Below are 25,668 nucleotides of genomic sequence, written 5' to 3' on the forward strand. Positions count from 1 at the left end.
AATATGAAAAACGATCATTTTAAAACCTGGCTTTCCCTAAGCTTTATAGTGGCAGTTGCTGCCTTTACCGGGGTGATAGCGCAGGAGGTTACCGGGAAATGGAACGGGAAACTCAACGTACAGGGCACAGAATTGCCTTTGGTTTTTGAGATCTCTGAAAAAGAAGGTAAACTTGCAGCAACCATGGATAGCCCTTCCCAGGGAGCGACCGGAATCCCCTTTGATACCGTCGTGTATGAAGATAACCAGCTCACTCTGGGTCTTGTCAGTGCGGGAATTGAATACAAGGCTACCGTAAACGGAACGCTTATGAAAGGAACATTTTATCAGGGAGGTATGGAATTGCCACTGGATATGACAAAAGGAGAGGCCAAATTACCCGGGAAACCGGAATTGGTAACTCCGGATGCCAAGCTTGCGGAAATGGCAGCTTTTGATAACGAGAATTACAAGTACTCTGTGGCTGATTATTTCGCCAGACCAAAGGCCAGTGAATTCCAGTTTTCTCCCGATGGGAAATATATGTCTTACCGCGAAAAGGATGAAAACAATAAACGTCATGTTTTTGTAAGAAACCTGGAAACAGATGAGATCACCAAAGCCATTGAGGAAGGAGAGGAATTGGTGCGTGGTTATGGCTGGGTAAATAATGAGCGGCTGATCTTTCTTAAGGATAAAGGGGGGGATGAGAATTATCACCTCTTTGCCGTTGATTTAGATGGGTCAGAATTAAAAGAACTTACTCCTTTTGATGGGGTCAGGGCGCAAATGGTGAGCGATCTTAAGGAAGACAAGGATCATATTATCATTTCGATGAATAAAAATAATCCCCAGGTTTTCGAACCCTATAAGATCAACGTGAATACAGGGGATATGACCCAGTTGTATGAAAACAGTGATCCGGAAAATCCCATCATGGGGTATGATTTTGATAAGGATGGAAATCTGAGAGGATTTACCAGACTCCGGGATGGTGTGAACAATGATATGTATTACGCCTCAGAGCCGCATAGTTATGAAAAGATCAAATCTCTGGACTGGAAAGATACCTTTAGTGTGATCGGTTTTGATTACAGCAGTGAAAACCCGCATGATGCCTATGTGGTGTCTAATTTGGATTCGGATAAGGCCAAGATCGTACGTTACGATCTTAAAGAGGGCAAAGTCCTCGAAGAAGTGTTTTCCAATGAAAACTATGATGTCAGTGGGATGTCGCGTTCGAGAAAACGGGATTACGAGATCGATTATTTCTCCTATGAAGGAGAAAAACGGGTGATCGTGCCGGTAAGTGAGACCTATAAAAGGTTTCACGAGAAGATCACGGCTAAGTTTCCCGGGTATCAGTACAGAGTTGTCGATGTGACGGATGAGGAGGATAAGCTGCTTATTCTTATTCAGAGTGATAAATTGTACGGTACCTATTACTCCTATGATGTGTCTGAGGATGAGTTCACCCTGTTATATGAACTGATGCCTCAGCTTAAGGAAGAAGATATGGCCGAGATGCGTCCTATTAGCTTTGTGAGCAGGGACGGGAAGACCATACACGGGTATATTACCCTGCCTAAAACGGCCGGGGAGGGATCGCCCGTTCCGGTTATTGTAAATCCCCATGGGGGGCCTCAGGGTATTCGGGACAGCTGGGGGTTTAACCCTGAAGCCCAATTGTTCGCCAGTCGCGGATATGCCACCCTGCAGGTCAATTTCAGGATCTCAGGTGGATATGGCCGGGAGTTCCTGGAATCTGGATTCAAGCAGATCGGACGAAAAGCCATGGATGATGTGGAAGATGGCTTGAAATATGCTGTGGATCAAGGCTGGGTAGATAAAGAAAAAGCTGCGATCTATGGAGGAAGCCACGGAGGTTATGCCGTGCTGAGGGGATTAACCAAGACTCCCGATCTCTATGCCTGTGGAGTCGATTATGTGGGAGTATCCAACCTGTTTACATTCATGAAAACCATACCTCCTTACTGGAAGCCTTACCTGAAGATCATTAAAGAGATCTGGTACGATGAGGATGTTGCTCAGGAAAAAACCATCATGGAAGAGGTATCACCTGTGTTTCATATAGACAAGATCAAAAAGCCTCTGTTCGTAGTGCAGGGGGCCAATGATCCGAGGGTAAACATTGATGAGTCTGATCAGATCGTGGAGGCGCTCAGGGCTAAAGGTGTTGATGTGCCTTATATGGTGAAATATGATGAAGGCCATGGTTTCGGGAAGGAAGAGAACCGCATTGCACTTTACGAGTCGATGATGGGCTTTTTTGCCAAACACCTTAAGGAAAAGGAGTTTGGAACCCCGATACAGGATTAGGTTAAAAGAGAAAGTATCAAAAAGGAGCCGGAGTGGCTCCTTTTTTGTATTATTAGGAGGTAAAATTAATAATTGTCTATCGGGTAATGGGTAAAGTGAAGCCGCTTATCGTGTTTCTTATGGTTGTGAGCTCCTGGCCGGAATTCCTGGTTGCACAGGGAATTACCGTACAGGCCGATGCCCTGATCAGGAATTGGGAATTTGAAAAGGCGGAGACCCTGTTGCAGGCGGAAAGAAAGAGAAATCCACAGGATCCAAAAGTGTATGAGATGCTGGGAGACCTGTATGGATTGCAGAAGGAATGGGATGAGGCTCTGGAGAACTATAAGGCATTGCTGGAGTTTGATTCCAAAAATGCCAACTACCACTTCAAGGTTGGAGGCGTCTACGGAATGATGGCCCTGGAGAATAAATTAAAGGCCCTGGGCATTCTGGACGATATTAAATTTCATTTTGCCCGGGCTGCCGAGCTGGATAAGAAACATCTTGAGTCCCGGTGGGCTCTTATAGAGCTTTACCTGGAATTACCGGGTATCGTGGGCGGGAGTTATGCCAAGGCCTATGCGTATGCGGAGGAGTTGTACCGGATAGCACCAGTAGAAGGCTACCTGGCCAAAGGTTATATTGAAGATTACCGCGACAATCTGGGAAAGGCCCGGGAGAGTTTTACGCAGGCTGCAGCTCATATGAGTCGCATCAACAATACCTACCCAAGGGAGAATATCCATTATCAGTTTGGTAAGATCGCCTCCAAATACGGGATTAACATGGAAGAAGGGTTGCGACACCTCCGGCATTACGAGTCGCGATATAATCCGTATAGCAGGATTGGATTGGAGTGGATCTATTATCATATGGCTATGATTTATAAAAGCCTGAATGAACCCGAAAATGCCATGGCTTATATTCAGAAATCCCTTCGTGTTGTTCCCGGATTCGAGCCCGCTGAAGCGGTGCGGTCCATGCTGGAATCGCGATAATTCATATCTTTACCACCCTTTAACTTATAACAGCACAATACGTGAAAGTTCACTTTATAGCAATTGGAGGAAGCGCCATGCATAACCTGGCACTGGCCTTGCATGAAAAAGGATATGAGGTTAGTGGCAGTGACGATGCCATTTTTGAGCCCTCCAGGTCAAGACTCGGCCGCAAAGGTTTGTTGCCGGATGAATTGGGGTGGTTCCCGGAAAAGATCACTAAAGACCTCGATGTGGTGATCCTGGGGATGCATGCCCGGGAGGATAATCCGGAATTGATAGCAGCAAAAGAGCTCGGATTAAAGGTATGCTCCTATCCTGAGTTCTTATTCGAACAATCCAAAGATAAGACCCGGGTGGTGATCGGTGGAAGTCACGGAAAAACCACGATAACCTCGATGATCCTGCATGTGCTTAACTACCACGGGAAGGATGTGGATTATATGGTGGGGGCACAATTGGAAGGATTTGATACCATGGTGAAGCTCACCGAAGAAAATGATTTTATCGTTCTGGAGGGCGATGAATACCTTTCTTCTCCTATCGACAGAAGGCCTAAGTTTCATCTCTACCAGCCTAATATTGCCCTGTTAAGCGGCATCGCCTGGGATCATATCAATGTTTTCCCCAGCCGTGAAGACTATGTCGAACAGTTCCGCATATTTATTGATACCATCGTCAAGGGTGGAAGTCTTACCTACAATATGGAAGACGAAACCCTGCATAAGATTGTTCAGGAATCAGAAAATACCATCCGGAAAATAGGGTATCAGACCCCGGAGTATTTTGTGGAAGATGGGGAAACGTTCCTGGAAACCAATGAAGGTCCTATGCCGGTTGAGGTGTTCGGAAAACACAATCTGAACAACCTGGCCGGAGCCAAATGGATCTGTCAGCATATGGGGATCGATGAAGATGACTTTTACGAAGCTATAGCGAGTTTTAAAGGAGCGTCCAAACGACTCGAAAAACTTGCTGAACGCAAGGGGAGTGTGATCTTTAAGGATTTCGCACATGCCCCAAGTAAGGTGACTGCAACCACCAGGGCGGTAAAGGAACAATATCCCGACAAGAAGGTGCTCGCCTGTCTCGAGTTACATACGTACAGCAGTCTCAACTCGGCATTTCTCAGTGAGTATCGCGGGGCTCTGGATGCTGCAGATAAGGCTGTCGTATTTTATTCACCTGAGGCCGTAGCATTAAAAAAACTAAGTCCCATTGCGCCTGCCGATATCCTGGAAGCTTTTGAAAAGAAGGATCTGGAGGTTTACACCCAACCAGAAGACTTCGCGACCTTTCTGAATGGGACTTCATTGAAAGATACTGTATTGCTTTTTATGAGCAGTGGTAATTATGGTGGGGTCGACCTGGAGCCGGTAAAGGCGAGACTGGGAGACTAATCATACTCCAAATTGCCGGAGGTGGTGATCAAAGTGCTTGTATTGACTTTGACCCCATTGCTGTTTGGTGAAGGTCCCGAAAACAGGGTGTTCGCGTTTCCCGTCCGGAAAGGAAATATTCAGGAAGGTGGTGATGGTTTCTTTCAGTTCTTTTTTCTGAACCTCAAAATCTTCCGGTTCCGTCATTTTAAGTTTCCTTGCGGTGGGTAGATTCTTTTTCCAGGGGGTGTCATTGTAAAGGGACGATTTAAAAAGACGGAACAATACCTTTTTATAGAAAGGCGGGGTCCTGAGGGTAACTTCCCCTGTAGCGACCTTTAAGGTTGTTTTCAGGTGCTTGAGCATCTGAGCCACACTCATACTTCCCCATTCGGGTTGTGCTTCCGGGGAGAGCTTTTCTAAACGATTCAGGATATCCTCCAGGGCATCTGTCTCAAATAATGATCTCATGGCGTTGTATTTGTTGAAGGAAAATTACAACATAATGCTGAAGTTTGCTATATTTATTAGATGCAAAATAAACCGGATTCCTTCTCCATTAAAAGCTGGGACCGGGACGATCGTCCCCGTGAAAAGTTGCGTTTAAAAGGGCGGTCTGCCCTGAGTAATGCCGAATTGATCGCGATCATTCTCGGGAGTGGGAGTTCACGGGAAAGTGCCCTGAGCCTGGCGAAGAAGATCTTGGCAGCTGCAGACAATAACCTGAATTCCCTGGGGAAGCTCTCTCTTGCTAAACTAATGGCGTTTCACGGAGTAGGAGAGGCTAAGGCAGTTAGTATTGCCGCCGCACTGGAGTTGGGCAGACGCCGGAATGGCGAAGATCGCCCGGATCGCTTTCGGGTGCAAAACAGCGCTTCGGCGTACAATTACCTCAGGCCAACATTAGGTGAACTGGCTCATGAAGAATTCTGGGTGCTCTACCTTAATAATTCCAACAGGGTACTTAAGCAGGAACAACTTAGCAAGGGTGGAATAACCGGAACCCTGGTCGATATCCGGCTGGCGCTGAAGTTTGCCCTTGAACTGCACGCCACCGCCATTATCCTGGCCCATAATCACCCCAGTGGTACTCTGGTGCCCAGTGAAGCTGATAAGCAACTCACCGCAAAGTTTAAATTGGCTGCAGGCAGTATGGATATTAAATTACTGGATCATCTTATTGTAACCGAAAAAGATTATTATAGCTTTGCCGACGAAGGACTTCTCTGACATGGTATTAGTTTATACGTATAAGATTACCCCCAGGCTGAGGTATATCATGAAACACATCTTTAAGCGCATGCTTCATACCGATGTGGATCTGACGACCCGGGTGGAGGACTTTATTGCCCATAGTGGTCCGAAAATGTCCTATGCCAAGCAACCTTTGCAAAGCGAATTTTTTATCCGGAGTAATGACCTGCTCTTCGATGATGGCATATCGGATATAGAGATCAAGGTAAGCGACTGGGAAGGCGTGCCCTGCTTTTTTCCCTGCACCGAGAAGAGCGTGCTGCCTTTCGATATTTTTGCAGCGAGTTTTTACCTGATCAGCAGGTACGAGGAATACCTTCCACACGTGAAAGATGAACACGGGAGGTATCCGTCCGAAGAGAGTCTGGCCGGGCGCAATGGTTTTCTGGAGACCCCGGTGGTAGACATCTGGGCCCTGAGATTATGGGCAGCCCTGCAGGAGCGTTTTCCGGAAATGAACGCTCCAAAAAGAAGTTTCAGGTTTACGCCTATAGTAGATGTGCCCGTGCTATTCAGGTACCGAAAAAAGGGCATCCTGAGAACGCTGGGAGGTACCTTTGTAGACCTGTCTAAATTTCGATTCCGGGAGTTCTTCAGAAGGTATGCCGTTCTATTGGGGATCAAACCGGATCCCAATAATGTTTTTGATGAGCTTACTGCCCTGCACAAAAGAAATAACGTGGAAGCCCTTTATTTCTTTCTCCTTGCCGACTATTCACATTACGATAAGAATATCTCGGTGTATAAACCGGTGGTTAAAACCCTTGTAAAATCGGTAGCAGATTACAGTATCGTCTCCCTGTTGGCATCTTACCGCTCCTTTAGTGACCTGGACTTGCTTAAAAAGGAAAGACGACGACTTATTAATTTCATCAACCGGCCTGTGAAAAGAGTGAGGCATCGCTTTAACCGCATTCAGATACCCGAAACCTACCGGGCGGTGGTGGAGGCCGAATTCAATGAAGACTATACCATGGGATACTCAGATCGTGTGGGATTCCGGGCTGGAACCTGTACCCCTTTTTATTTTTATGATATCAGTTTTGAGGAACAGCTTCCGGTGCTCATCAATCCGGTGGCCGTGATCTATTCGGCCCTGTATCAATATCAGAATATTAAACGGGCCCGGGAAAAGATGAAAAGTATACGGAAGGAGATTTCAGAGGTTGGAGGCGATTTTAATATCGTTTTTTCCAATGAGGTGCTTAATTTTACGGAATATAACAGTATGACTTCCCTGTATCAGGAAATGGTGAGCGAAACTGAATGAAAGATACCGTAGAACACATATTTTTTGACCTGGATCACACCCTTTGGGATTTTGAGCGCAATTCTGCCCTGGCTTTTGATAAAATATTCCGTACCCGTAACCTGGATGTAGAACTCGGGGATTTCCTGGAGATTTATGTTCCTGTGAATCTCAAATTCTGGAGGATGTTCAGGGAAAACAGGATTACTAAAAAGGAGTTGCGATATATCAGGTTAAAGGTCACTTTTGATCGAATGGGGGTTCATTTTAACGACCTGTTAATCAAGGAAATAGCGAACGACTATTTAACGTATTTACCTACCTTTAATCATCTTTTTAAGGAAACCAGTACGATTTTATCATACCTTAATGTGACGTATAAATTGCATATCATAACTAATGGTTTTGCAAATGTCCAGGAGGGTAAACTCGTGAACTCAGGTATTGATCATTATTTTAATGTTGTTGTGAACTCTGAAACAGCGGGTGTAAAGAAACCCAACCCTTTTATTTTTCAACTGGCCATGAAACGTGCCGGTGCCACACCGGAACGTTCATTAATGGTGGGTGACAGTCTGGAGGCCGATGTGCTGGGTGCCCTGAATGCGGGGATGCACGCTCTGTACTATAATCCAAAAGGGGAGGAGGTGCCATCACACATCCTTCAAATTAATAACCTCCTGGAAATGAAAAACTTGCTATGATCATGCAATAGCGTTATAACCAAAAACGTTATTAAGTATGATGAGACCGGGGCATGTATTTTTTTGGATTGGGATTTTAATTGCAGGTACGCTTCTTAATGCATGTATTAAGGATGTGGACTACGATCAAATGGACGATTTTGTGCTTAGTCCCGATCTCGAACTGAGCCTTGCCTATTTTGAATTTCTGGCCTCAGATTTTGATGAGGATACGAATAATGATAATTCTTATATCGACTCTACTCAGGCCGATCTATTTTCTCAGGATTTTTTCGACCAGAACCTCCGGGCCGCAGAGTTTACCATAGTACATATCAATACGGTTGAACGGGCTTTTCAGGCCGAATTTGTATTCAAGGATCAGCAGGGTACGCCGCTCTACAGCGTCGAAGTATTTATACCGCCCTACGACGGCAACCCCCAGGAAGTGGTTACGCTGATCTATTTTGACGAAAGCCAGATCGGGATCCTGAAAAACACCTTTACCATTTCTGCTAAGATCGAATTATTACCTGGTAACCCTCCTTTGACCAATAGCTCTGATGGGGCAATAAAATTTCAATCCAGTGCCATCTTTTATATGCAGTTTGAATGATTCGTATCTTAATCTACATAGGGGTGTATTACGTCTTTTTGTTTCCTTTACAGGCTCAGAACAAACAGCTCCTGTTTAATTTTCGGGAAATTCCACAACAGGTAATGGTGAACCCCGGCGCGCTTATCCATCAGCGTGGATATGTTGGTGTGCCCTTCCTTTCCGGGGTGTCTGCGCAGTTCGGGAGCAGTGGCTTTAATATTTATGACCTTTTCGCAGACAACGGAGTGAACTTCAATATCAAAGTACAGGATGTGCTTTACGGACTTGACAGGAACGATGTGGTGGATGTAAATGAACAATGGGAGATCCTCTTTGGGGGGTTCAAAGGTAAAGGCGAGGCCAATAAAAATTTCTACACCTTCGGAATTTACCAGGAATTTGATCTGTACAATTACTGGCCGGAAGATCTTGCGTTGCTGGCCTATGAAGGTAACGCTAATAATGTGGGCAGATCTTACAACCTGAGGGACCTCAATACCCAGGGAGAGATCTTTACCACCTTTCACTTTGGAATTAACAGAAGGGTGAATAAAAATCTGACTTATGGCGCCAGGGCAAAGTTCTATTCCAGTATGATTCATCTGTCTTCGTTACGGAATTCGGGTACGTTTATTACGGTGCCGGGAACAGAAAACATCTATTCGCATAATGTGATAGCGGATATGGCTCTGAACACTTCGGGTTATGCCTCCTTATGGGACCAGGATATTGATAATGCACAGGAGCTACTGCGTGCAATTGCTCCCAACAGCCTTTTTGGCGGCAATTATGGACTTGGGCTGGATCTTGGATTTACCTATACCCCCAGCAGTTACTGGACCTATAGTGCGAGTCTGACGGATATAGGGATGATGTGGCATATGAATGACACCGAGAGTTATACCCTTAAGGGAGCCTACAATCTGGAAGGTATTGAATTTCTCTTTGGGGAGGCCACAGACGATGATTTTTTGAATCAGTATTGGGATGACCTGAAAAAGGAGCTGGAGGAACAGCTCCCCCTGGATACCCTGTCCCGTAATTTCGCGTCTTTTCGCCCGGTAAAATTTAATGGAGCCGTCATGTACAACTTTGGAAACCTTAATTACAGGAAAACTTTTGAGTGCGACTGTGATATTGACGATACCGGATTTGAGAACTCCGTAGGGTTGCAGCTGTATGCCATTAAAAGGCCTCAGCATGTAAATGCTGCCCTGACGGCCTTCTATTATCGCAGAATATTCAATTTCCTCAGGGGAAAGGTAACCTATACTGTGAATCCATATACCTTCACGAACATTGGGCTTGGTATTTCGACCCATTTTGCTAATTTTAACTTCTATTTACTGGCCGATAATCTTTTGGAATACTCCAACCTGGCGAAAGCCAATCAAGCCCAGGTGCAATTCGGTTTTAATTATATCTTTGAAGGTGCCCGATAATTTATTCTTATGAAAAACTTACTGTTTAGCCTGATCATGATCCTTTCTCTAACAGGTTATGCTCAGCAATCCCTTAATGAATATAAATACGTTATTGTCCCGCTGAAATACGAATTTCAGAAGGGTGTCAATGAATACCGCATAAATACCCTTGTTAAAACCTTATTGAGTGAGGAAGGGTTTGAGGTTTATTTTGATGGTCAACAACCTCCTGCCATTAAGGCTACTCCCTGTAAAGCGCTTACCGCAGAAGTGGTAAATGCTTCCAATCTGTTTACGACCAAGGTGATCCTGGTGCTTAAGGATTGCTACGGAAACCGGATCGTGGAAACGGAGGAGGCCATTAGCCGTATAAAAGATTATGAGCCCTCCTATCACGAAGCTATTCGCAAGGCGTTTGAAGAGCTTTCCGCTCTTGAATATGCCTACCAACCCGGGTTGGAAGGAGCGGGTATGGCAGCAGAAGGCAATGCGCAGGATACCGCCAATGCCGATCTGGATGTGGAAATGCCAGTTGCAGCCGCTGCCGCGATCGCAGCCGAGGTAGACAACACCGAGGTAGCAAAACCGGTGATCCCTTCTTCAGACCTGGAAAATATCCCTGTACTCTATGCGCAGCCCATTGAAAATGGGTTTCAATTGGTAGACACCACACCTTCTGTTCGATTTAAGGTAAGAAAGACCAGCCGCGAAAATACATATGCCATCCTGGGACTCGATGGGGTTTTATACCGTAACAATGGGGTTTGGGTAGCCGAATACTACAAGGATGGGGTTCTGATAAAAGAAGAGTTTCAGATTAAATTCTAATATCCGTATTTGCCTTTCCAGCGTTTGTGCAGGAATTCTTTCTGTGCTTGTTCTCTGGTATTATTTCCGGGCTCATAGAATACCGAGTTGCTAAGATCTTCTGGCAGGAACTCCTGATAGGCAAAGTTCATGGGGTGGTCATGGGCGTACTGATAGGTTTCGCCATACCCCAGTTCTTTCATGAGTTTCGTAGGTGCATTGCGCAGGTGAAGGGGAACGGAAAGGTCTCCTGTTTGTTTCACGGTTTGTATCGCCTTATTGATGGCCATATATGCGGCATTACTTTTAGGAGAAGTGGCCAGGTAGGTGGCGCATTGACTCAGGATGATTCTCGCTTCCGGGTATCCGATGGTGGTAACGGCCTGGAACGTATTGTTGGCAATAACCAATGCCGTGGGGTTCGCATTCCCAATATCTTCAGACGCCAGTATGAGCAGACGCCGTGCAATGAATTTAACATCCTCCCCGCCCTCGATCATGCGTGCCAGCCAGTATACGGCTCCATTGGGATCGCTTCCCCTGATGGATTTTATAAATGCAGAAACGATGTCGTAATGTTGTTCTCCGGTCTTATCGTAGCGTACCGTATTTTTCTGAACCAGCTTTAACACTTTGTCATTAGTGATACGTACCGGATCTTCATCCAGGGCATTGATCACCAGCTCAAATATGTTCAGTAGTTTTCGCCCGTCTCCTCCGGAAAGCCGCAAAATGGCTTCGGTTTCTTCCAGGGCGATGTTCTTTTTCTTAAGTTCGGTATCGGTTGCCATAGCCCTTTGCAACAGGGCTTCCAGGTCGGCTTTTCCAAAAGCGTTCAGGGTGTATACCTGGCAACGCGACAATAGGGCAGGGATGACCTCAAAGCTGGGGTTTTCTGTGGTGGCGCCGATCAGGGTCACCCACCCTTTTTCCACCGCACCCAAAAGAGAATCCTGCTGGGACTTGCTGAAGCGGTGAATCTCATCAATGAATAATAAGGGATTTCTGGTGGTGAAGAGTCCTCCGCTTTGTTTGGCCTTATCAATGACTTCCCGGACATCTTTAACCCCACTGTTAATGGCGCTAAGGGTATAGAAGGGTCTGCCGCTTTCTCCGGCAATGATCTGTGCCAGGGTGGTTTTTCCGGTACCCGGAGGGCCCCAGAGAATGAGGGAGGGGATGATGCCCTTCCTGATCTGGTTGGTTAGGGAGCCCGTGGGGCCAACAAGGTGTTGCTGGCTGATGTATTCTTCCAGGGTTTTCGGCCGTATTCTTTCTGCTAAAGGTTGCGTCATGACCCAAAATTACACAAAAAGCCCGTATAATACGGCTTGCATAAAAGGGCAAGTAACCCGTGGATGGCTCCGGAAAATATTTTAGTACATTTAGAGGGTATACTATGTATGTAAAGGCCTATGGAAAATAAGCGTGAACTCTCATTTAGCCTCTGGTACCTGATCATTCCTGTGTTTTTCGGATTAACGATCTGGACGGTTTACTGGATGGAGCTGGAAACGGGGTGGTACCTCAATCATTTGGGGATCTATCCCCGGCACATTAAAGGTCTGCCGGGTATCGTGCTTAGTCCGTTTATTCACAGCTCTGTGGAGCATCTCTATCACAATACCATTCCGCTCATGGTGCTTAGCACAGCTCTTTTCTATTTTTACAGGGCCATCGCGTGGAAGGTGATGTGGTGGGGCTTGGTTTTAAGTGGTGTCCTTACCTGGATATTTGCCCGGCCTGCATGGCATATTGGAGCGAGCGGGGTGATTTATATGTTGGTAACTTTTATATTTTTCAAAGGATTGTTCGCCGGGAACTACCGCTTAATGGCCTTGTCTCTCCTGGTGGTATTTCTCTATGGCAGTATGGTATGGTATGTCTTGCCTGTAGATGATAAGATCTCCTGGGAAGGCCATCTCGGTGGTGCTATAGCCGGCTTTGTTTTATCGCTCTTTTTTAAGAAAGAGGTGTTGCAGCCTGTGCGATACCGGTGGGAACAGGAGGATTACAAAGCGGAGGAGGATCCCTTCATGCGGCATTTTGATGAAGAAGGTAATTTTATTGAGGAACTTCCGGAAGACCGGTCTGAGTTGGAAGATGAAGAAAACAGGGAATTGAAAGTTACCTACCACTACAGGGAAAGAGGTTCGAAAGGGGAGGATGGTTAAAGGCGCTGTCTTACCACCTCATATAGAAAGGCCCCGCAGGCCACAGACACGTTAAGACTTCCAATTTCTCCCTTTAAGGGGAGGGCAGCGCGTTCATCAAGAATTTTCATTACGGCAGGGGAGATGCCCTTATCTTCGGCCCCCATTACAATTGCCAGGGGAGCGTCTAGTTTTATATCGTAGATGCTGTTTTCTGTCTTTTCTGTTGCCCCGATTACCTTAATGCCGGAAGCCTGAAGGTAGTATATAGCGTCTTTGATATGGTCTGTCCTGCAGATAGGAACCCTGTATGCTGCCCCGGCAGAAGTTTTAACAGTATCGGCCGTAACAGGTGCGGCTCCTTTTTTCTGAATGATAATGCCATGTACTCCTGTGCATTCCGCAGTGCGGATGATGGCTCCAAAATTTCTGACATCGGATAGCTGATCGAGCAATAGAAAAAGTGGTGTATCTCCGCTTTCGATCACCTGCATAACCAGGTTTTCCATGTCGTGGAAGGTTACCGGAGAAACGTTGGCAATAACTCCCTGATGATTTTTTCGGGTGACCCGGTTTAACTTTTCAACGGGTACGAAGGAAGCGGTGATCCCTTCCTGCTTGAGCAGTTGCTGAAGTTCACTGAAAAGATCGCCACGAAGGCCTTTTTGAATAAAGACCTTATCAATGGTCTTTCCGGCTTGGATGGCTTCTATAACGGCTCTGATGCCGAAGATCTGGTCTTCCTTGTTCATGGTGTAAAGATAGGAAAACCTGACAGGATGTAGATTGTATTGAAAATTTAAATTTAGATCAGAAGGACTGTGTATTGGAGGGGGCAGGGGAAGTTGTGGAAGTACATGAATTAAAAAAGGCCGGCAATAATGCCGGCCTTAGTTTTGGTTATGCTGAACTTAACAATTATAAGTCAGAATTACAGTAATCAATCAGGGACACTCCTGCAGAAGGACTTGGCCCCAGATCCAGTACGGTATTACCGTTGGCAGAAGTAACCTGGAAGGTTACCTCAGAATCCCATGCTCCTGAATTGTAGAAGATTTCAATGGAAGTAGCATCAGCAGGTACTTCGAAAGTAACACTGTTTGATGATCCCTGCTCTTCAGAAACCAGGAAGTTAAGGAACTGCTCTCCGTCGATAAGTACATCGATAGACGCTCCGTTCCAACCATCTCCGTAAGAATCCTGACCGTCAATGGTCCAGGTTCCGGGAGTTGGGGCGTCAAATGTTGCAGGACATACGATCGGTGACCTGTAAATAAACGGACTTTGGAAGAACGATCCGGTAAAGATGTTCCCGTTTCCGTCAGTATTGGTGAAGGTACGACCGTCTGTGAGGTTTAGCGCGAAGCGGATGTCAAAATAATCTCCTCCGGCAAACTCATCGGTAAGACCTACAGCGGCAAGGGCATCTCCAAAGCTCAATTCGTAAGTAATAGATGGTAAACCTTGTGAACTACTGGCAAACGCAGAAGCAGGAACAGTTTCCACAAAGGCCTCCGGTTTTGAATAGTCCGTATCGTCCGGCTTGCCCGGAGTGTTATCCGTAAAGGATACATAAACATCAACGGATTCCAATAGGTCACCCATTTCATAATCCTGCTCTTCAAGGGTAACCGAGAAGACAGAAGATGGGTCCGAGATCGAAAAATCCGGGTTGTTCACGCTAAGGGTACGCAATGCTGCACCCCTTTCGGTGTTGTCAAATAACTCGTCAATGGCGTTGTCGCTCTCCACGCAGGATCCCAAAAGCGCCAGTAGACTTAGAGATAAGATTTTATTAATACTTTTCATGTTCTAAATCAAATTTAATTAGCAACTGGGAATGTTGGTGATGATGGGTTGTTATCCCAGAATACCTGGAACGTTACGTTCTGACGCTGCTCAATGTTTGAGTTGTTGTTGGCAGCGTTAGCAGGGTAACGGAACGAGCGGATAACAGCGCCCGGATCTGGCTCTCTGTTTGGCTGAAGGGTGGTTGGATATCCTGTTCTTCTGTAGAAGTTGAAAGGCATGATACCGTTACCATAAGTGGTAACAATAAGCTGCTCTCCAAGAATATCCCACTTCCCGTCATTGGAAGCTGCGTCGAAATCACTTTCAATACCAGTGATAAAGGCGGTTACATCGTCTCCGTCAGGAGCGGTAGTCAGGTCTGCCTGACCATCCAGTCCACCAAAAGACTGTACTTTTTCAACGGCTTTGGTAAGAGCGTCAACCAGGAAAGGCTTGGCAGCTGCAGGATCACTGATCGCAGCAACTTCAGCTCTCATCAGGTCTACCCATGAGGCCAGCATGATCGGGGTGATTCCCATTCCTTGTCCTCCGTCTCCCTGAGCAACAGGCTCAAATCTTCCGTCGTCAAAGTTACCAGCGGCAGGATATACTCCGGCAGCAGTTCTAAGGAATCCATCAGGAGGAGTACCGGAGTCATCTCCGTGGTCTCTACCCCAGTATCCATCAGGAAGGGCACAGAAGGTGAATCCACCGTCGAGGTAGTGCTGAGGAGCGGTCTCCAGCGAACAGTCGATGGTTTCCTCGTTAGGCTCTTCTCCGTCCTGTCCAGGTACCGCATCTACCTGGCGGTAGTAATAGTACCGAAGTCTTGGGTCGTTGTTCTCGAGCATGTTGTTCATCAACCAGTTAGAGGTATAGTTGATCGCACCTGAAGGGGTGTAATCATCTGCATACCGTGGATGACGGTTGTCAGGCTGGTTTTCGTTGGTTCCGTAGTGGAATTCGAAATCCTCAGAAGTTTCATCGATAAAGTCTCCACTGGCAACAATAGCGTTGAACTGGCTGATCGCATTAGGGTCTACCAAACGGGTCTGAAGATAGATCTTCATTTTCAGGGTGTTGGCCAATTTGATCCAGTTGTCGAAATCATTGTCGTAAAAGAAATCGTTATCAAGTCCGGAAGCAGCGCTACCGTTGAACTTGTTGATCGCACCGTCGAGCAGCGCTAACGCCTCTGCATATACAGCTTCACCGGAATCCGGCATCGGGTTGAAGAGTCCTTCTTCTGCCTGTAAGGCTTCAGAATAAGGTACCGGCCCGAAGTAGTCTACCAAAGTTACCATCGCGTCTGCAGCAAGTACTTCCGCAACGGCCAGGTGATAGAACAATTCATTTTCCTCGGCAACGGGTCGCATCGCATCGAGGTTGGTAAGTATACCTCTGTAAACATCATCCCATTCCCCGTCAAAGGAGATCGGAGAAAATGCATTCAGATAGTTACGGTCAAAAAGTACCTCCTGACGAACTACTTGTCCGCCGGAAATCCCCATACTTTCTATAAACGTGACATAATTCAACTGGATGGCGTTGGTGTAAAAGTTTACATCCGCCTGTCCGGGTGTCAGCGCATTGGGGTTTTCGGTTATGTCCAGGTCAGTTGTTTCACAGGCTATGAAACTCAAAGCTGAAACCAGTCCTAAACCTATTTTCTTGAAATTATTTCTCATTGTGTATTTTTTATGATTAGAATGAAGCTTTAACACTAAATCCATATCTTCTTGAGCTAGGACCTGTTAACCAGTCAAATCCTTGTCCGTTACCCACACCGAGACCGGCCTGGTTAGGGTCAAAGTTAATACTATCCGGCGTATTATAAGCATCATACCACAGGTTGAATCCGGAAACTGTAAAGGTCAGGGCTCCGAATGGAGTTCTGTCTAACAGTTTGGTCGGCAGGCTGTATCCAAGAGATACTTCCTGAAGGCGGATTACGGAACCGTCGTAAATATTCAGCTCAGAAGGACCGAAAAGTACGTTGTCAAAATAGTAGTCAGAGTTATTGATCTGAATGGTGTTAGGCTGTCCTGTGTTCTGGTAGATACCTGGTAGAATATAGGTAGCTTCCCTGTTATCAGTATCCTGAACCAATCCACGACCAAGCAGGGTAGCAATAGTCTGGCTATAGATATCTCCTCCGGCTACGTGCTGAAGCAGGAAGCTGAAGTTGAAGTTTGCGAATTTGATGCTGTTGGAAACGTTCAGCGTGTAATCCGGGTTTGGATCACCAATAGCGAACTGTCCAGCTTCAATAATGTAATCTCCTTCACTGTTGATCAACGGCACTCCGTCATCATTTCTCAGGATTCTGGACCCTACAATGGTACCAAGAGGTTCTCCTTCGATAGCGGCGTTTCCTAAGTCACCAAAACCGGCGTATACAATAAGGTCGGTATCTGCACCAAGGTCGGTTACAGTAGGCTCGATGGCGTTGAAGTTCGCGTTGATGTTCCAGTTAAATCCGGAAGCATCAGTGCTGCGGAAAATGTCAACTCCAAGATCGATCTCTACCCCGTCTACCTCGATCTCACCGATGTTGGTCTGGATGAAACGAGCACCTGAAGAAGCGTCCAGGGCACGGTCTACGATAAGGTCTTCCGTGATCCTGTTGAAGTAAGAAGCGTTCAGGGTAACTCTGTTGTTGAACAATCTGGATTCAACACCAAATTCAAGTTCTTTCAGAGTTTCCGGCTTCAAGTTAGGGTTACCAAGGAAAGCAGAGATCTCATTGGAAGCAACAAAAGCTCCACCCTGGTTGATCCATCGCTGAGTGTTCAGGTTAAGTGTACTTACTGTCGGGTATCCCGTAGGGAAGGTCGCAGAGGTACCGTAACCAGCACGCAGCTTAAGGAAGTTTACAAAGTCGCTGGCCATTAATCCGTCGAATGCACTGGTAGGCACAAAAGAGGCACTGGCACTAGGATAGAAAATAGAGCGGTTTTCAGTAGTCAGGTTAGATACCCAGTCATTACGTCCTGCAAGCGTTACGTAGATGAAATCTCCGAAATCGAAGTCTGCCTGTCCGTAAAGACCGTTGATGTTTCTCTCCTGGAAGAACTGGATCTCATCCTGAAGCTGGTAGTTAAAGTGACGTAGCACTCCGAAAACCGACTGTCCGGAAGAAGAAACCCCGTTCTGATCGAACACGTCTCTACGAGAAGTGGCCCCCACGTTGAAAGACACACCTATCTTATCGGAAATATCGTAAAGACCGCTTAAGAATAAGTTGTGATCCCAGATGGAATTGGTGTTGTTCCAGGTGTTGTAGAAACCACTACGCGTTCTTGCGATATCACTAACCCCACCTCTGTTCTGGTAGCTGGTATTGTTCTCACTGTAGACGTCGATACCTAAACGATAGGTTAAGGATAAGTTGTCTGTCAGGTCATACGCAATGGTAGTATTACCAAAGGTACGATTAGTCACCTGTCTGGATTGTGCATTGTTCACAGTCCAAAGCGGGTGCTGGATACTGTTGTTCTGACGGTAGTAAACACTACCTCCTGTAATAGGGTTCTGGTAAGGTAATCCAAGCATGTCTACCGAACGAGGGGTAAAGAATACGTTGGAGAATACCGAAGAACCTTCTGAAGCGGCAAATACGGTGTTACCATCACCTGCTGCAATAGGAGGCGATTTGAAGTCGGTCTTACTGAAATTCAGTGTACCGCTAATGGTAAAGTTGTTGCTTAATTCTGCACGACCACCAAGACCCAGCGTATTACGAATTACGCGGTTTCCAGGAGTAAATCCCTGGTCTTCCAGGTGCCCCATGTTGGCGCTCAGGTTCATCTTTCCGTCACTTGAAGAAGTGGCGAAGTTTACCGAAGTATTTTGAACCGTACCTGTTCTGAAGAAGTTCTCAGCACTTTCGTAAGGTTTCCAATCGTAACGCACGCCCTGGAATTCAGGGAATGCCTGAGGAATCCCTGTACCGGTACTTGCAGTTGAATAAGGGTGTGGAAGGGTTCCGTCATCAGCAATAGCTGCCTGAGATCCCCATCCTCCTACTACATCTTTCTCGAAGTTTGGTCCCCAGTTAGAGAAGAACCATCCGAAAGCCTGGTCAAATCCGTTACCCCATTTGTTGGTGTAATCGGGCATAGAAGCAATTTCGTTAAAGAACAAAGAGGTGTTTACAGTTACCTCAGTCTTCTTGGCAGTAGTTCCGGAAGCACCGTTCTTAGTGGTGATCAGGATTACCCCGTTACGTCCCTGAGTACCATACAGCGTAGCTGCTGCAAGTCCTTTAAGTACGTTGATGCTCTCGATGTTGTTTGGATCCAGGTCAAAGAACCTTGATCCTCCCGAGTTACCGTCTACGAAGTCACCCTGAGCGTTGGTGTCTGAGCTAAAGGGCACACCGTCTACGATGAATAACGGTTGGTTAGAACCGCTGAAGGAACTGAGTCCACGAATAATAATGTTGGTACCAGATCCGGATACACCACTCTGTGCGGTGATTTGTACCCCGGAAGCTTTACCACTTAAAACCCGCCCGATATCACCTTCGGCACGTTGCTCGAGTTGTTCGTTGTTTACCTCAGATACGGCATAACCAAGGGCCTTTTTCTCCCTTTTAATACCCTGAGCTGTTACCACAACTTCTTCAAGCGCCTGAGCGTCCTGGGCTAATTGTACATTGATGGTACTGGAAGAACCTACTACGCGTTCTTCGGTTTTCTGACCCACGTACGAGTAAACCAATGTCTGCCCTTCGGACGCCTCGACGGTATAATTACCATCAAAGTCGGTTTGTGTACCGCTGGCGGTACCTTTAACCATGACGCTGGCTCCGGGCAGTGGTAAACCGTCCTGGTCGGTCACCGTACCAGAGATCGTTTTCACTTGCGCAAACGTAATTTGCGCTGCTAGCACCATTAAAAGTGCTAGAAAGCCATTAATTTTTGTTTTCATACTTGTAAAGTAATATTGAATTAGCAAGCGCTAAGAATGCAAAAATTGTGTTAATAAGCAAAAAAATCTTTAAGTAGTTGTTAACATTTGTAAGAATTGTACATTTCGGAATAGTCCTATTGTATTATTAAAACATTGTTAAATTCGGGTGTTGATAATTTTCATAATCAGAATTAACCCCAAAGGGGGATGGGTGGTGAATTGTTGCCGAAACTGCATAAAAAAACACCCTATATCCGAAGCGATGGATCAGGGTGTTGTATAAGGGTGTGATTGATTAATTGATGTATCCCGGGTTTTGCTGCAGGTTGGGGTTGGCATCTACCTCTCTTTGGGGGAGAGGCATGACCAGGTTGTTTGCATTGTAGGGGAGACCGGCAACATTGCTGGTGGTTCGTCTCAGGTCGTGCAGTGTAAAACCTTCGAAACCTAGTTCTCTTTTTCGCTCAGTAAGAATGGTCTCTATAGAGATATTGCCCAAAGTAGCGGCGTTGGACCGGGCTCTCAAGGCGTTGATCTCTTCCAGAGGGGATAGCCCTGTACTGCTGCCTTCCCTGAAATTGGATTCGGCTCTAATCAGGTGCATTTCGGCTACCCTTAAAAAGGGGACGTTGGCAAATTGGGATTGCCATTTACTGCTCACGAGGGTACCATTGCCCTCGTAAAAGAATTGGGAGCGCACGTCGTTGGGGTCGTCGAATAACTCAAAATAGGGCGTTTCCACAGTTACATCGGCTGTGAGTGATCTGCCGCCAAATTCTCTGGTCGCCCAAAAGGTGTTAAAGTCGTTCAATCCGTCCTGTGTAGTGATCTGCCAGGCAAAAATATCTTCTAAGGCATCTTCGTCGTTGTTGAAGGCGTCGGCGTAATTTGCAGTGAGGCTATGTCCGCTATTGCTGAGCACATCGTGGGCTGCGTCTCTGGCCGCGGCATAATTGCCCTGTTGAAGATACACACGGGCGAGAATAGCGCGGGCGGCGTATTTATCGGCGTATTCGTCGTTGCTTTCGGGCAGGAGGTTATAAGCATCGGTAAGGTCGGTGATCACCTGGGCGTAGACTTCCTCTACGGTGTTTCGGGCGGGGAATTCGATCTGGGAAGCATCTGCGACCGAAGCGGTAACCACGGGGACTCCGGGTTGGGTGTTGGATTGTCCGGGCTCGTATTGCAGTCCGTAAAACCTGACCAGTTCGAAAAGCACGAGACCTCTTATAAATTTAGCTTCGCCTTCCAGGCGTTGCGCCTGTGCTTCGTCTGTAACCACATCAAGGTTGTCCAAAACCAGGTTGGCCTGGTTGATGGCGGCATAGCCCTGGGTCCAGTAGGGAACCACAAAGCCGTTCTGGGCTGTCATCTGTTTTCTGTTGAATTCAGCCGGACCCTGGAAGGTTCCTCTCCAGGCCAGTTCTCCGTCGTTCGCCAAAAGTTCTGATGCGAGTTGGGCGTCGCCTGAGAACAGGGTGTTGTCTCCGGCAAGATCGTATGCTCCAACCATCAGGTTGTTAATGTTGGCCGCAGTTGATGTGGCTGTTTCAGGGTCCAGGCTCTGCTCCGGAGCCAGATCCAGGTTGTCGTCGCAAGCCCCGGAGATCAATAACAGGGCAAGTAAAGCGAGGTGGTTTATATATGTGGATTTCATAATTCGTACATTTTAAAAATCAATATTTACTCCTATAGAATAAGTCTTTGCCGGAGGGGCCGAGTAGAACTCGCGGCCTACGTTCAAAGCGTTGTTGGCGTTGAAGTCTGCAGTGGCCTCCGGATCCCATCCGTTATAATCGGTAAAGGTGAGCAGGTTTAAGCCTGTAAAATAGAGTCGCAGTCGGGAAACGCCGAATTGCTCCGTGAAATTGGAGGGGATGGTGTACCCGAAGGAGATATTACGAAGTCTTATGAAATCTGCTTTTTGTAAATACCGTGTTGAATTCTGGGTTCCATTCGCACCAAAAAGTCGTGCCTGGGGTACATCAGTAACGTCTCCCGGTTGTTGCCAGCGATCGAGCTGGTCTCTTGACTGGTTGTCAAAGAAATCGGCGCTGGCCGACTGGAACCTTCCTCCTGAATTAAAAATGGAAGCTCCCCATTGTCCCTGGAAGGTAAAGCCCAGATCAAAATTGTAGAAGTTCAGGGTGTTAGTGAACCCGGCGATGATGTCCGGGAAAGCCGATCCTGCGATAATCCGGGAAGCCTCATTGAAGTCGTTGGTGGTGCTTCGGTCCAGGCTGCCATCAGGAAGTTCTGTGTTCAGGTAGAATAAGGCGTCTCCGTTATCGGGGTCTGCCCCGGCAAATTCCACCAGGTAAAAGTCTGCAATGGTTTCGCCTTCCCTGACGATATTGACTCCCGAAACAATGTCGCCACCCGGGAGGTCTGTAACTTCATTGTTGTTGAATGCGATATTAAAACTGGAAGTCCACCGGAAATTGTCTTTGATGAAATTCTTGGTGTTCAGGACAAATTCGACCCCGGAATTGCGAATTTCGCCTACATTCCTGGTGATGCTAAGAAAGCCGGAGGTTGCCGGTAAGGGTTCGTCCAGAAGAAGGTCGTCGGTGGTCTTGTTGTAATAATCGATCTCCCCGGTGATCCGATTCCGGGCAAAACCAAAATCAAGTCCGATGTCCCATTGGGTGGTGGTCTCCCATTTCAGGGAGGGGTCCCCGATCTGGGTGGGTGTCAGGGCAGAGCGGTTGTTGTAGGAGGCGCCCCCAAATAAACTGCGGGAGGCGAAGTTCCCGATTCCGGCGTTTCCGGTAACACCCCAGCTGGCTCTCAATTTCAGCAGACTTAAGGTGTTGTTCTCCTTTAGGAAATCTTCTTCGGTGAGAATGTATCCTGCAGAAAATGCCGGGAACCATCCGTAACGTTCATCGGCACCGAATCTTGAGGATCCGTCATATCTAATGCTCGCCTTAAAGAGGAGCTTGTTCCATAGGGAGAAATTGGTTCTCGCGAAATAAGAAAGGAAATTGAAAGCAGTTCTGGAAGAGCCTCCGCCTACGATCTCTGATGCACTTTCTACGGTTTGAAGGTCGTCTGACGGGAATTCCTGTCCTTCCACAAATTGCAGGCGTCGGCGGTCGTCTTCGAAAGACATCCCTATGATAGCTTCCAGGTTTATGTCTTCAGCAATATCCTGGTTGTAGGTGAAGTAATTATTGAGGACGTATTTCTCGTTCTGAACGGCATTGGCGTCTGCAAAACCGTTAGTGGAGGCCGACTCGGTGAGGCTTCCAAAAAAACGCTCTTCCACCTGGCTGTTGAAATCGTATCCGAATTCAGTACGGAAGTTCAGGAATTCAGTCATGTTCCACTGTGCGTATACATTTGCGAGTACTCTCCATATATTAGATTGGTGGTCGGCATTGAATTCCTGAAAAAGAAAATTATAATATAAGGTGTTTGCGTTTGGTGTGATCCCGTCGTCTTCATACGGCCTGGTGAACGGGATCTGCGCAATGGCCTGCAGCGGGGTGGCAAAAGCGTTATCATTGGATAATCGGTCGACCTTGGTTTTTGATATTCCGGTACCAAAACCCACCCGGAATTTTTCGGAGATGTTGTGATCGAGATTGGTCCTGAAGGAATAGCGTTCCAGGGTGTTGCCCCGGATAATGGCGTCTGTTTTATTGTATCCGGTGGAGATGAAAAAGGTAGTCTTTTCATCCCCTCCTGAGACATTGGCGGAAAAATCCTCCACCGAACCGTCAACCAGGGCCAGGTCCTGCCAGTCGGTGTCTACGGTGCCGTTGCGCCAAACGCTTTCTTCTGCAAAAATATTGAAGACATCAATTACGTAGGCTTCTTCCCCGGAGTTACGGCCTGCCTCAAGAAACAGGTCGACATATTCCCCGGTGTTGAGCCACTCCCTTTTATTGGTGGCCCGGCTGAAACCGTAGGAGGAGTTGATGCTTACCCGTGTTTTTCCTTCCTTACCTTTTTTGGTGGTTATGAGTACCACGCCATTGGTTCCCCGTGCCCCGTAAATGGCTGCAGAAGAGGCGTCCTTGAGGATTTGTATGGATTCAATGTCCTGTGGATTAATACCTACCAATGGATTGATGGGGGAGTCGTTGATGTTTTCGTCGTTATTGATCATGGGTACCCCGTCAATCACATATAAAGGTTCCTGTGAAGAGGAGATGGTGGCAACACCCCTTACCCGGATCTTGATCCCGGATTCTGCCTTACCGTTAACCTGGTTGATCTGGACTCCGGCAGCTTTCCCGGCAAGGGTGCTTTGTACGCTGGGAGTGGGGATCTCTGCAATTTGTTCAGAGGAGATGGACGCGATATTATCGGTGACCTTTCTTTTAGTGGAGGTACCATAACCTACCACCACGACCTCTTCCAGGGATTGGGAATCCAGGTTAAGGGTAATGTTGAGTTCGGGCGGGGTTTGTTCAGTAATATTTACTTCTACTGTTCTCATTCCCACGAAAGAAAAGACCAGTATGTCTCCTGCAGCGGCAGTAATGCTGTAGTTTCCGTCAAAATCCGTTTGCGTTCCGGTTGTTGTGCCCTTGACAAAGACACTGGCTCCCGGCAGGGGGAGTCCGTCACTGTCTGAAACCACCCCCGAAAAGGTATTTTGGGCAAACGATACATGAGTGATCAGCGCCAAGAAGAAGGCTAATAACCCGGAGTAATTTGTTTTCATAGGTTAAACATTAAAATTATTAATATCTATATATCAGTAAGTTATGAATAAAGACAATGTAGGGATGTTAACAGAGTTTTCTTAAATGCAGGAATAAGATGAAAGGCAACTTTTTATCGGTAAGCATTACATAAATAATTGATAATGAATGTATTATATAGCAATATTAAGAGAGGTGTTTTGTACTTTTGTGGAGTTTTTAAAATCCGACAGGTGGGAATTGTTCCAATATTCATCTCGCTGCTCAAAAGGCTGTATTTGTTTGCCTGATGGATCAGGGGTGGTTTTTTGGATTGATCCGGATGTTCAGCCGGGTAGTGAAAATGCAGGGTTGAAGCCGGGGTGGATTCTGTTTTTTCAGGAGTGTTTGGACAGGGTAGGAAATATTGAATAAGGATATTGAAAATTAATCAATTAAGGTTTGATTTATTGGATATTATTTCTACCTTTGCCACCCTCAAAATGGCATGTACTTCGCATTCAGGAAGTTCAATGTCCCAGCCAGACGTGGGTTTTGAGTGAATAATATAATGTTTATCGTAAAGTAAATTATGCCAACAATTTCACAATTAGTACGAAAAGGAAGAGCCAAGATTACTAAGAAGAGTAAATCGGCTGCTTTGGATTCGTGTCCTCAGAGAAGAGGGGTTTGTACGCGTGTTTACACCACTACACCTAAGAAGCCGAACTCGGCTATGCGTAAAGTAGCAAGGGTACGTCTTACCAATGGTAAAGAGGTGAACGCTTACATCCCAGGAGAGGGTCACAATTTGCAAGAGCACTCGATAGTATTAGTAAGAGGCGGAAGGGTAAAAGACTTACCGGGAGTTAGGTATCACATCGTTCGTGGTGCACTGGATACCGCTGGTGTTCAGGGTAGAACGCAACGAAGATCTAAGTACGGAGCAAAGCGCCCTAAAAAGTAATTAAAACTTTTAAAAAGAAGACATGAGAAAAAGACAGGCTAAAAAAAGACCTCTTTTGCCGGATCCAAGGTTTAACGATCAGCTGGTAACGCGTTTCGTTAACATGATGATGTGGGATGGTAAAAAGTCTATTGCATTCAAAGTATTCTATGATGCTATTGATATCGTAGAAGAGAAGAAGCAAGATGAGGAGAAGACCGCACTGGAGCTTTGGAAAGATGCACTATCAAATGTGATGCCGCACGTAGAGGTTAGAAGCCGACGTGTTGGGGGAGCTACCTTTCAGATCCCTATGCAGATCAGACCAGACAGAAAAGTATCTATGGCCATGAAGTGGTTGATCGGATATGCGCGTAAGCGTAATGAGAAGTCAATGGCGCTTCGCTTGGCAAATGAGATCCTGGCGGCTGCCAAGGAGGAAGGTGCTGCTGTGAAGAAGCGAGTTGATACTCATAAGATGGCAGAAGCTAATAAAGCGTTCTCTCACTTTAGATTTTAACCGAAAAAGCG

The 25,668-nt window shown here is 46.6% G+C and carries 20 protein-coding genes; 12 read left to right on the top strand and 8 right to left on the bottom strand.

Features of this window, described 5'->3' with window-relative positions; translation table 11 throughout:
* Positions 1 to 3 precede the first annotated feature (3 nt).
* From K7R11_RS04605 to K7R11_RS04615, 3 genes are all read left to right on the top strand, one after another.
* Positions 4 to 2,319 (top strand): alpha/beta hydrolase family protein, encoded by a 2,316-nt coding sequence (locus K7R11_RS04605; RefSeq protein WP_224489019.1) that lies wholly within the window; start codon positions 4 to 6, stop codon positions 2,317 to 2,319.
* Between the two features lie 86 nt (positions 2,320 to 2,405).
* Complete coding sequence (locus K7R11_RS04610; RefSeq protein WP_224489021.1) at positions 2,406 to 3,299, top strand: tetratricopeptide repeat protein; 894 nt, start codon at positions 2,406 to 2,408, stop codon at positions 3,297 to 3,299.
* A 41-nt stretch (positions 3,300 to 3,340) separates the two neighbouring features.
* Positions 3,341 to 4,699, top strand: a complete 1,359-nt coding sequence (locus tag K7R11_RS04615; RefSeq protein ID WP_224489022.1) for a UDP-N-acetylmuramate--L-alanine ligase — start codon at positions 3,341 to 3,343, stop codon at positions 4,697 to 4,699.
* Here the strand turns inward: K7R11_RS04615 and K7R11_RS04620 are convergent, their stop codons facing one another.
* Positions 4,700 to 5,149: a DUF1569 domain-containing protein gene (locus K7R11_RS04620; protein ID WP_224489024.1), complete on the bottom strand. Its 450-nt coding sequence runs from the start codon at positions 5,147 to 5,149 to the stop codon at positions 4,700 to 4,702. It lies immediately after the preceding gene.
* 60 nt (positions 5,150 to 5,209) lie between these two features.
* Between K7R11_RS04620 and radC the strand changes: the two genes are divergently transcribed.
* Genes radC through K7R11_RS04650 form a run of 6 tightly spaced genes read left to right on the top strand, consistent with a single transcriptional unit; the run spans position 5,210 to position 10,714 of the window.
* Positions 5,210 to 5,908 (top strand): RadC family protein, encoded by a 699-nt coding sequence (gene radC / locus K7R11_RS04625; RefSeq protein WP_224489025.1) that lies wholly within the window; start codon positions 5,210 to 5,212, stop codon positions 5,906 to 5,908.
* 49 nt (positions 5,909 to 5,957) lie between these two features.
* Positions 5,958 to 7,202 (top strand): polysaccharide deacetylase family protein, encoded by a 1,245-nt coding sequence (locus K7R11_RS04630; protein WP_224489026.1) that lies wholly within the window; start codon positions 5,958 to 5,960, stop codon positions 7,200 to 7,202.
* On the top strand, positions 7,199 to 7,885 hold the full coding sequence (locus K7R11_RS04635; RefSeq protein ID WP_224489027.1) for a YjjG family noncanonical pyrimidine nucleotidase: 687 nt from the start codon (positions 7,199 to 7,201) through the stop codon (positions 7,883 to 7,885). The genes K7R11_RS04630 and K7R11_RS04635 overlap by 4 nt, the downstream gene beginning before the upstream one ends.
* Before the next feature lie 37 nt (positions 7,886 to 7,922).
* The gene (locus K7R11_RS04640; RefSeq protein WP_224489028.1) at positions 7,923 to 8,480 is read left to right on the top strand and encodes a hypothetical protein; all 558 of its coding nucleotides are present in this window, start codon (positions 7,923 to 7,925) and stop codon (positions 8,478 to 8,480) included.
* On the top strand, positions 8,477 to 9,904 hold the full coding sequence (locus K7R11_RS04645) for a DUF5723 family protein (protein WP_224489029.1): 1,428 nt from the start codon (positions 8,477 to 8,479) through the stop codon (positions 9,902 to 9,904). The genes K7R11_RS04640 and K7R11_RS04645 overlap by 4 nt, the downstream gene beginning before the upstream one ends.
* Before the next feature lie 9 nt (positions 9,905 to 9,913).
* A complete protein-coding gene (locus tag K7R11_RS04650; protein ID WP_224489030.1) occupies positions 9,914 to 10,714 on the top strand; it encodes a hypothetical protein in 801 nt (266 codons plus the stop codon).
* On the opposite strand, the gene K7R11_RS04655 is transcribed toward K7R11_RS04650, so the two are convergent.
* Positions 10,711 to 11,988, bottom strand: coding sequence for a replication-associated recombination protein A (locus K7R11_RS04655; protein WP_224489032.1), 1,278 nt, complete (start codon positions 11,986 to 11,988; stop codon positions 10,711 to 10,713). The two genes, K7R11_RS04650 and K7R11_RS04655, sit on opposite strands and share 4 nt — an antisense overlap.
* Positions 11,989 to 12,108: 120 nt before the next feature.
* Between K7R11_RS04655 and K7R11_RS04660 the strand changes: the two genes are divergently transcribed.
* Positions 12,109 to 12,867, top strand: a complete 759-nt coding sequence (locus K7R11_RS04660; protein WP_224489033.1) for a rhomboid family intramembrane serine protease — start codon at positions 12,109 to 12,111, stop codon at positions 12,865 to 12,867.
* Here K7R11_RS04660 and rlmB read toward each other — a convergent pair.
* The 6 genes from rlmB to K7R11_RS04690 all read right to left on the bottom strand — a co-directional run bounded on the left by rlmB (position 12,864) and on the right by K7R11_RS04690 (position 24,232).
* Positions 12,864 to 13,598 carry a 23S rRNA (guanosine(2251)-2'-O)-methyltransferase RlmB gene (rlmB, locus tag K7R11_RS04665; protein ID WP_224489034.1) on the bottom strand — a complete coding sequence of 245 codons (735 nt, stop codon included), beginning with the start codon at positions 13,596 to 13,598 and terminating at the stop codon, positions 12,864 to 12,866. The genes K7R11_RS04660 and rlmB overlap by 4 nt on opposite strands.
* 166 nt (positions 13,599 to 13,764) lie before the next feature.
* A complete protein-coding gene (locus tag K7R11_RS04670) occupies positions 13,765 to 14,655 on the bottom strand; it encodes a hypothetical protein (protein ID WP_224489035.1) in 891 nt (296 codons plus the stop codon).
* A gap of 14 nt (positions 14,656 to 14,669) precedes the next feature.
* Positions 14,670 to 16,325, bottom strand: a complete 1,656-nt coding sequence (locus tag K7R11_RS04675) for a SusD/RagB family nutrient-binding outer membrane lipoprotein (protein WP_224489036.1) — start codon at positions 16,323 to 16,325, stop codon at positions 14,670 to 14,672.
* A 16-nt stretch (positions 16,326 to 16,341) separates the two neighbouring features.
* Positions 16,342 to 19,503, bottom strand: coding sequence for a SusC/RagA family TonB-linked outer membrane protein (locus K7R11_RS04680; protein ID WP_317196466.1), 3,162 nt, complete (start codon positions 19,501 to 19,503; stop codon positions 16,342 to 16,344).
* A 346-nt stretch (positions 19,504 to 19,849) separates the two neighbouring features.
* On the bottom strand, positions 19,850 to 21,211 hold the full coding sequence (locus K7R11_RS04685; RefSeq protein WP_224489038.1) for a RagB/SusD family nutrient uptake outer membrane protein: 1,362 nt from the start codon (positions 21,209 to 21,211) through the stop codon (positions 19,850 to 19,852).
* A gap of 12 nt (positions 21,212 to 21,223) precedes the next feature.
* Positions 21,224 to 24,232, bottom strand: coding sequence for a SusC/RagA family TonB-linked outer membrane protein (locus K7R11_RS04690; RefSeq protein ID WP_224489039.1), 3,009 nt, complete (start codon positions 24,230 to 24,232; stop codon positions 21,224 to 21,226).
* A 551-nt stretch (positions 24,233 to 24,783) separates the two neighbouring features.
* On the opposite strand from K7R11_RS04690, the gene rpsL reads away from it, so the two are divergent.
* Both rpsL and rpsG read left to right on the top strand, forming a co-directional pair.
* Positions 24,784 to 25,158: a 30S ribosomal protein S12 gene (gene rpsL / locus K7R11_RS04695; RefSeq protein WP_036121756.1), complete on the top strand. Its 375-nt coding sequence runs from the start codon at positions 24,784 to 24,786 to the stop codon at positions 25,156 to 25,158.
* Between the two features lie 22 nt (positions 25,159 to 25,180).
* The gene (gene rpsG, locus K7R11_RS04700) at positions 25,181 to 25,657 is read left to right on the top strand and encodes a 30S ribosomal protein S7 (protein WP_224489041.1); all 477 of its coding nucleotides are present in this window, start codon (positions 25,181 to 25,183) and stop codon (positions 25,655 to 25,657) included.
* Positions 25,658 to 25,668: the final 11 nt, after the last annotated feature.

Origin of the sequence: Robertkochia flava (assembly GCF_020166515.1) — a bacterium.
In the GTDB taxonomy this organism is placed as follows: domain Bacteria; phylum Bacteroidota; class Bacteroidia; order Flavobacteriales; family Flavobacteriaceae; genus Robertkochia; species Robertkochia flava.

Coding starts and splice junctions, on each gene's coding strand:
- K7R11_RS04605 (WP_224489019.1), top strand. CDS start 4: ATGAAAAACGATCATTTTAAAACCTGGCTTTCCCTAAGCTTTATAGTG.
- K7R11_RS04610 (WP_224489021.1), top strand. CDS start 2,406: ATGGGTAAAGTGAAGCCGCTTATCGTGTTTCTTATGGTTGTGAGCTCC.
- K7R11_RS04620 (WP_224489024.1), bottom strand. CDS start 5,149: ATGAGATCATTATTTGAGACAGATGCCCTGGAGGATATCCTGAATCGT.
- radC (WP_224489025.1), top strand. CDS start 5,210: ATGCAAAATAAACCGGATTCCTTCTCCATTAAAAGCTGGGACCGGGAC.
- K7R11_RS04630 (WP_224489026.1), top strand. CDS start 5,958: ATGAAACACATCTTTAAGCGCATGCTTCATACCGATGTGGATCTGACG.
- K7R11_RS04635 (WP_224489027.1), top strand. CDS start 7,199: ATGAAAGATACCGTAGAACACATATTTTTTGACCTGGATCACACCCTT.
- K7R11_RS04640 (WP_224489028.1), top strand. CDS start 7,923: ATGATGAGACCGGGGCATGTATTTTTTTGGATTGGGATTTTAATTGCA.
- K7R11_RS04645 (WP_224489029.1), top strand. CDS start 8,477: ATGATTCGTATCTTAATCTACATAGGGGTGTATTACGTCTTTTTGTTT.
- K7R11_RS04650 (WP_224489030.1), top strand. CDS start 9,914: ATGAAAAACTTACTGTTTAGCCTGATCATGATCCTTTCTCTAACAGGT.
- K7R11_RS04655 (WP_224489032.1), bottom strand. CDS start 11,988: ATGACGCAACCTTTAGCAGAAAGAATACGGCCGAAAACCCTGGAAGAA.
- K7R11_RS04660 (WP_224489033.1), top strand. CDS start 12,109: ATGGAAAATAAGCGTGAACTCTCATTTAGCCTCTGGTACCTGATCATT.
- rlmB (WP_224489034.1), bottom strand. CDS start 13,598: ATGAACAAGGAAGACCAGATCTTCGGCATCAGAGCCGTTATAGAAGCC.
- K7R11_RS04670 (WP_224489035.1), bottom strand. CDS start 14,655: ATGAAAAGTATTAATAAAATCTTATCTCTAAGTCTACTGGCGCTTTTG.
- K7R11_RS04675 (WP_224489036.1), bottom strand. CDS start 16,325: ATGAGAAATAATTTCAAGAAAATAGGTTTAGGACTGGTTTCAGCTTTG.
- K7R11_RS04685 (WP_224489038.1), bottom strand. CDS start 21,211: ATGAAATCCACATATATAAACCACCTCGCTTTACTTGCCCTGTTATTG.
- K7R11_RS04690 (WP_224489039.1), bottom strand. CDS start 24,232: ATGAAAACAAATTACTCCGGGTTATTAGCCTTCTTCTTGGCGCTGATC.
- rpsL (WP_036121756.1), top strand. CDS start 24,784: ATGCCAACAATTTCACAATTAGTACGAAAAGGAAGAGCCAAGATTACT.
- rpsG (WP_224489041.1), top strand. CDS start 25,181: ATGAGAAAAAGACAGGCTAAAAAAAGACCTCTTTTGCCGGATCCAAGG.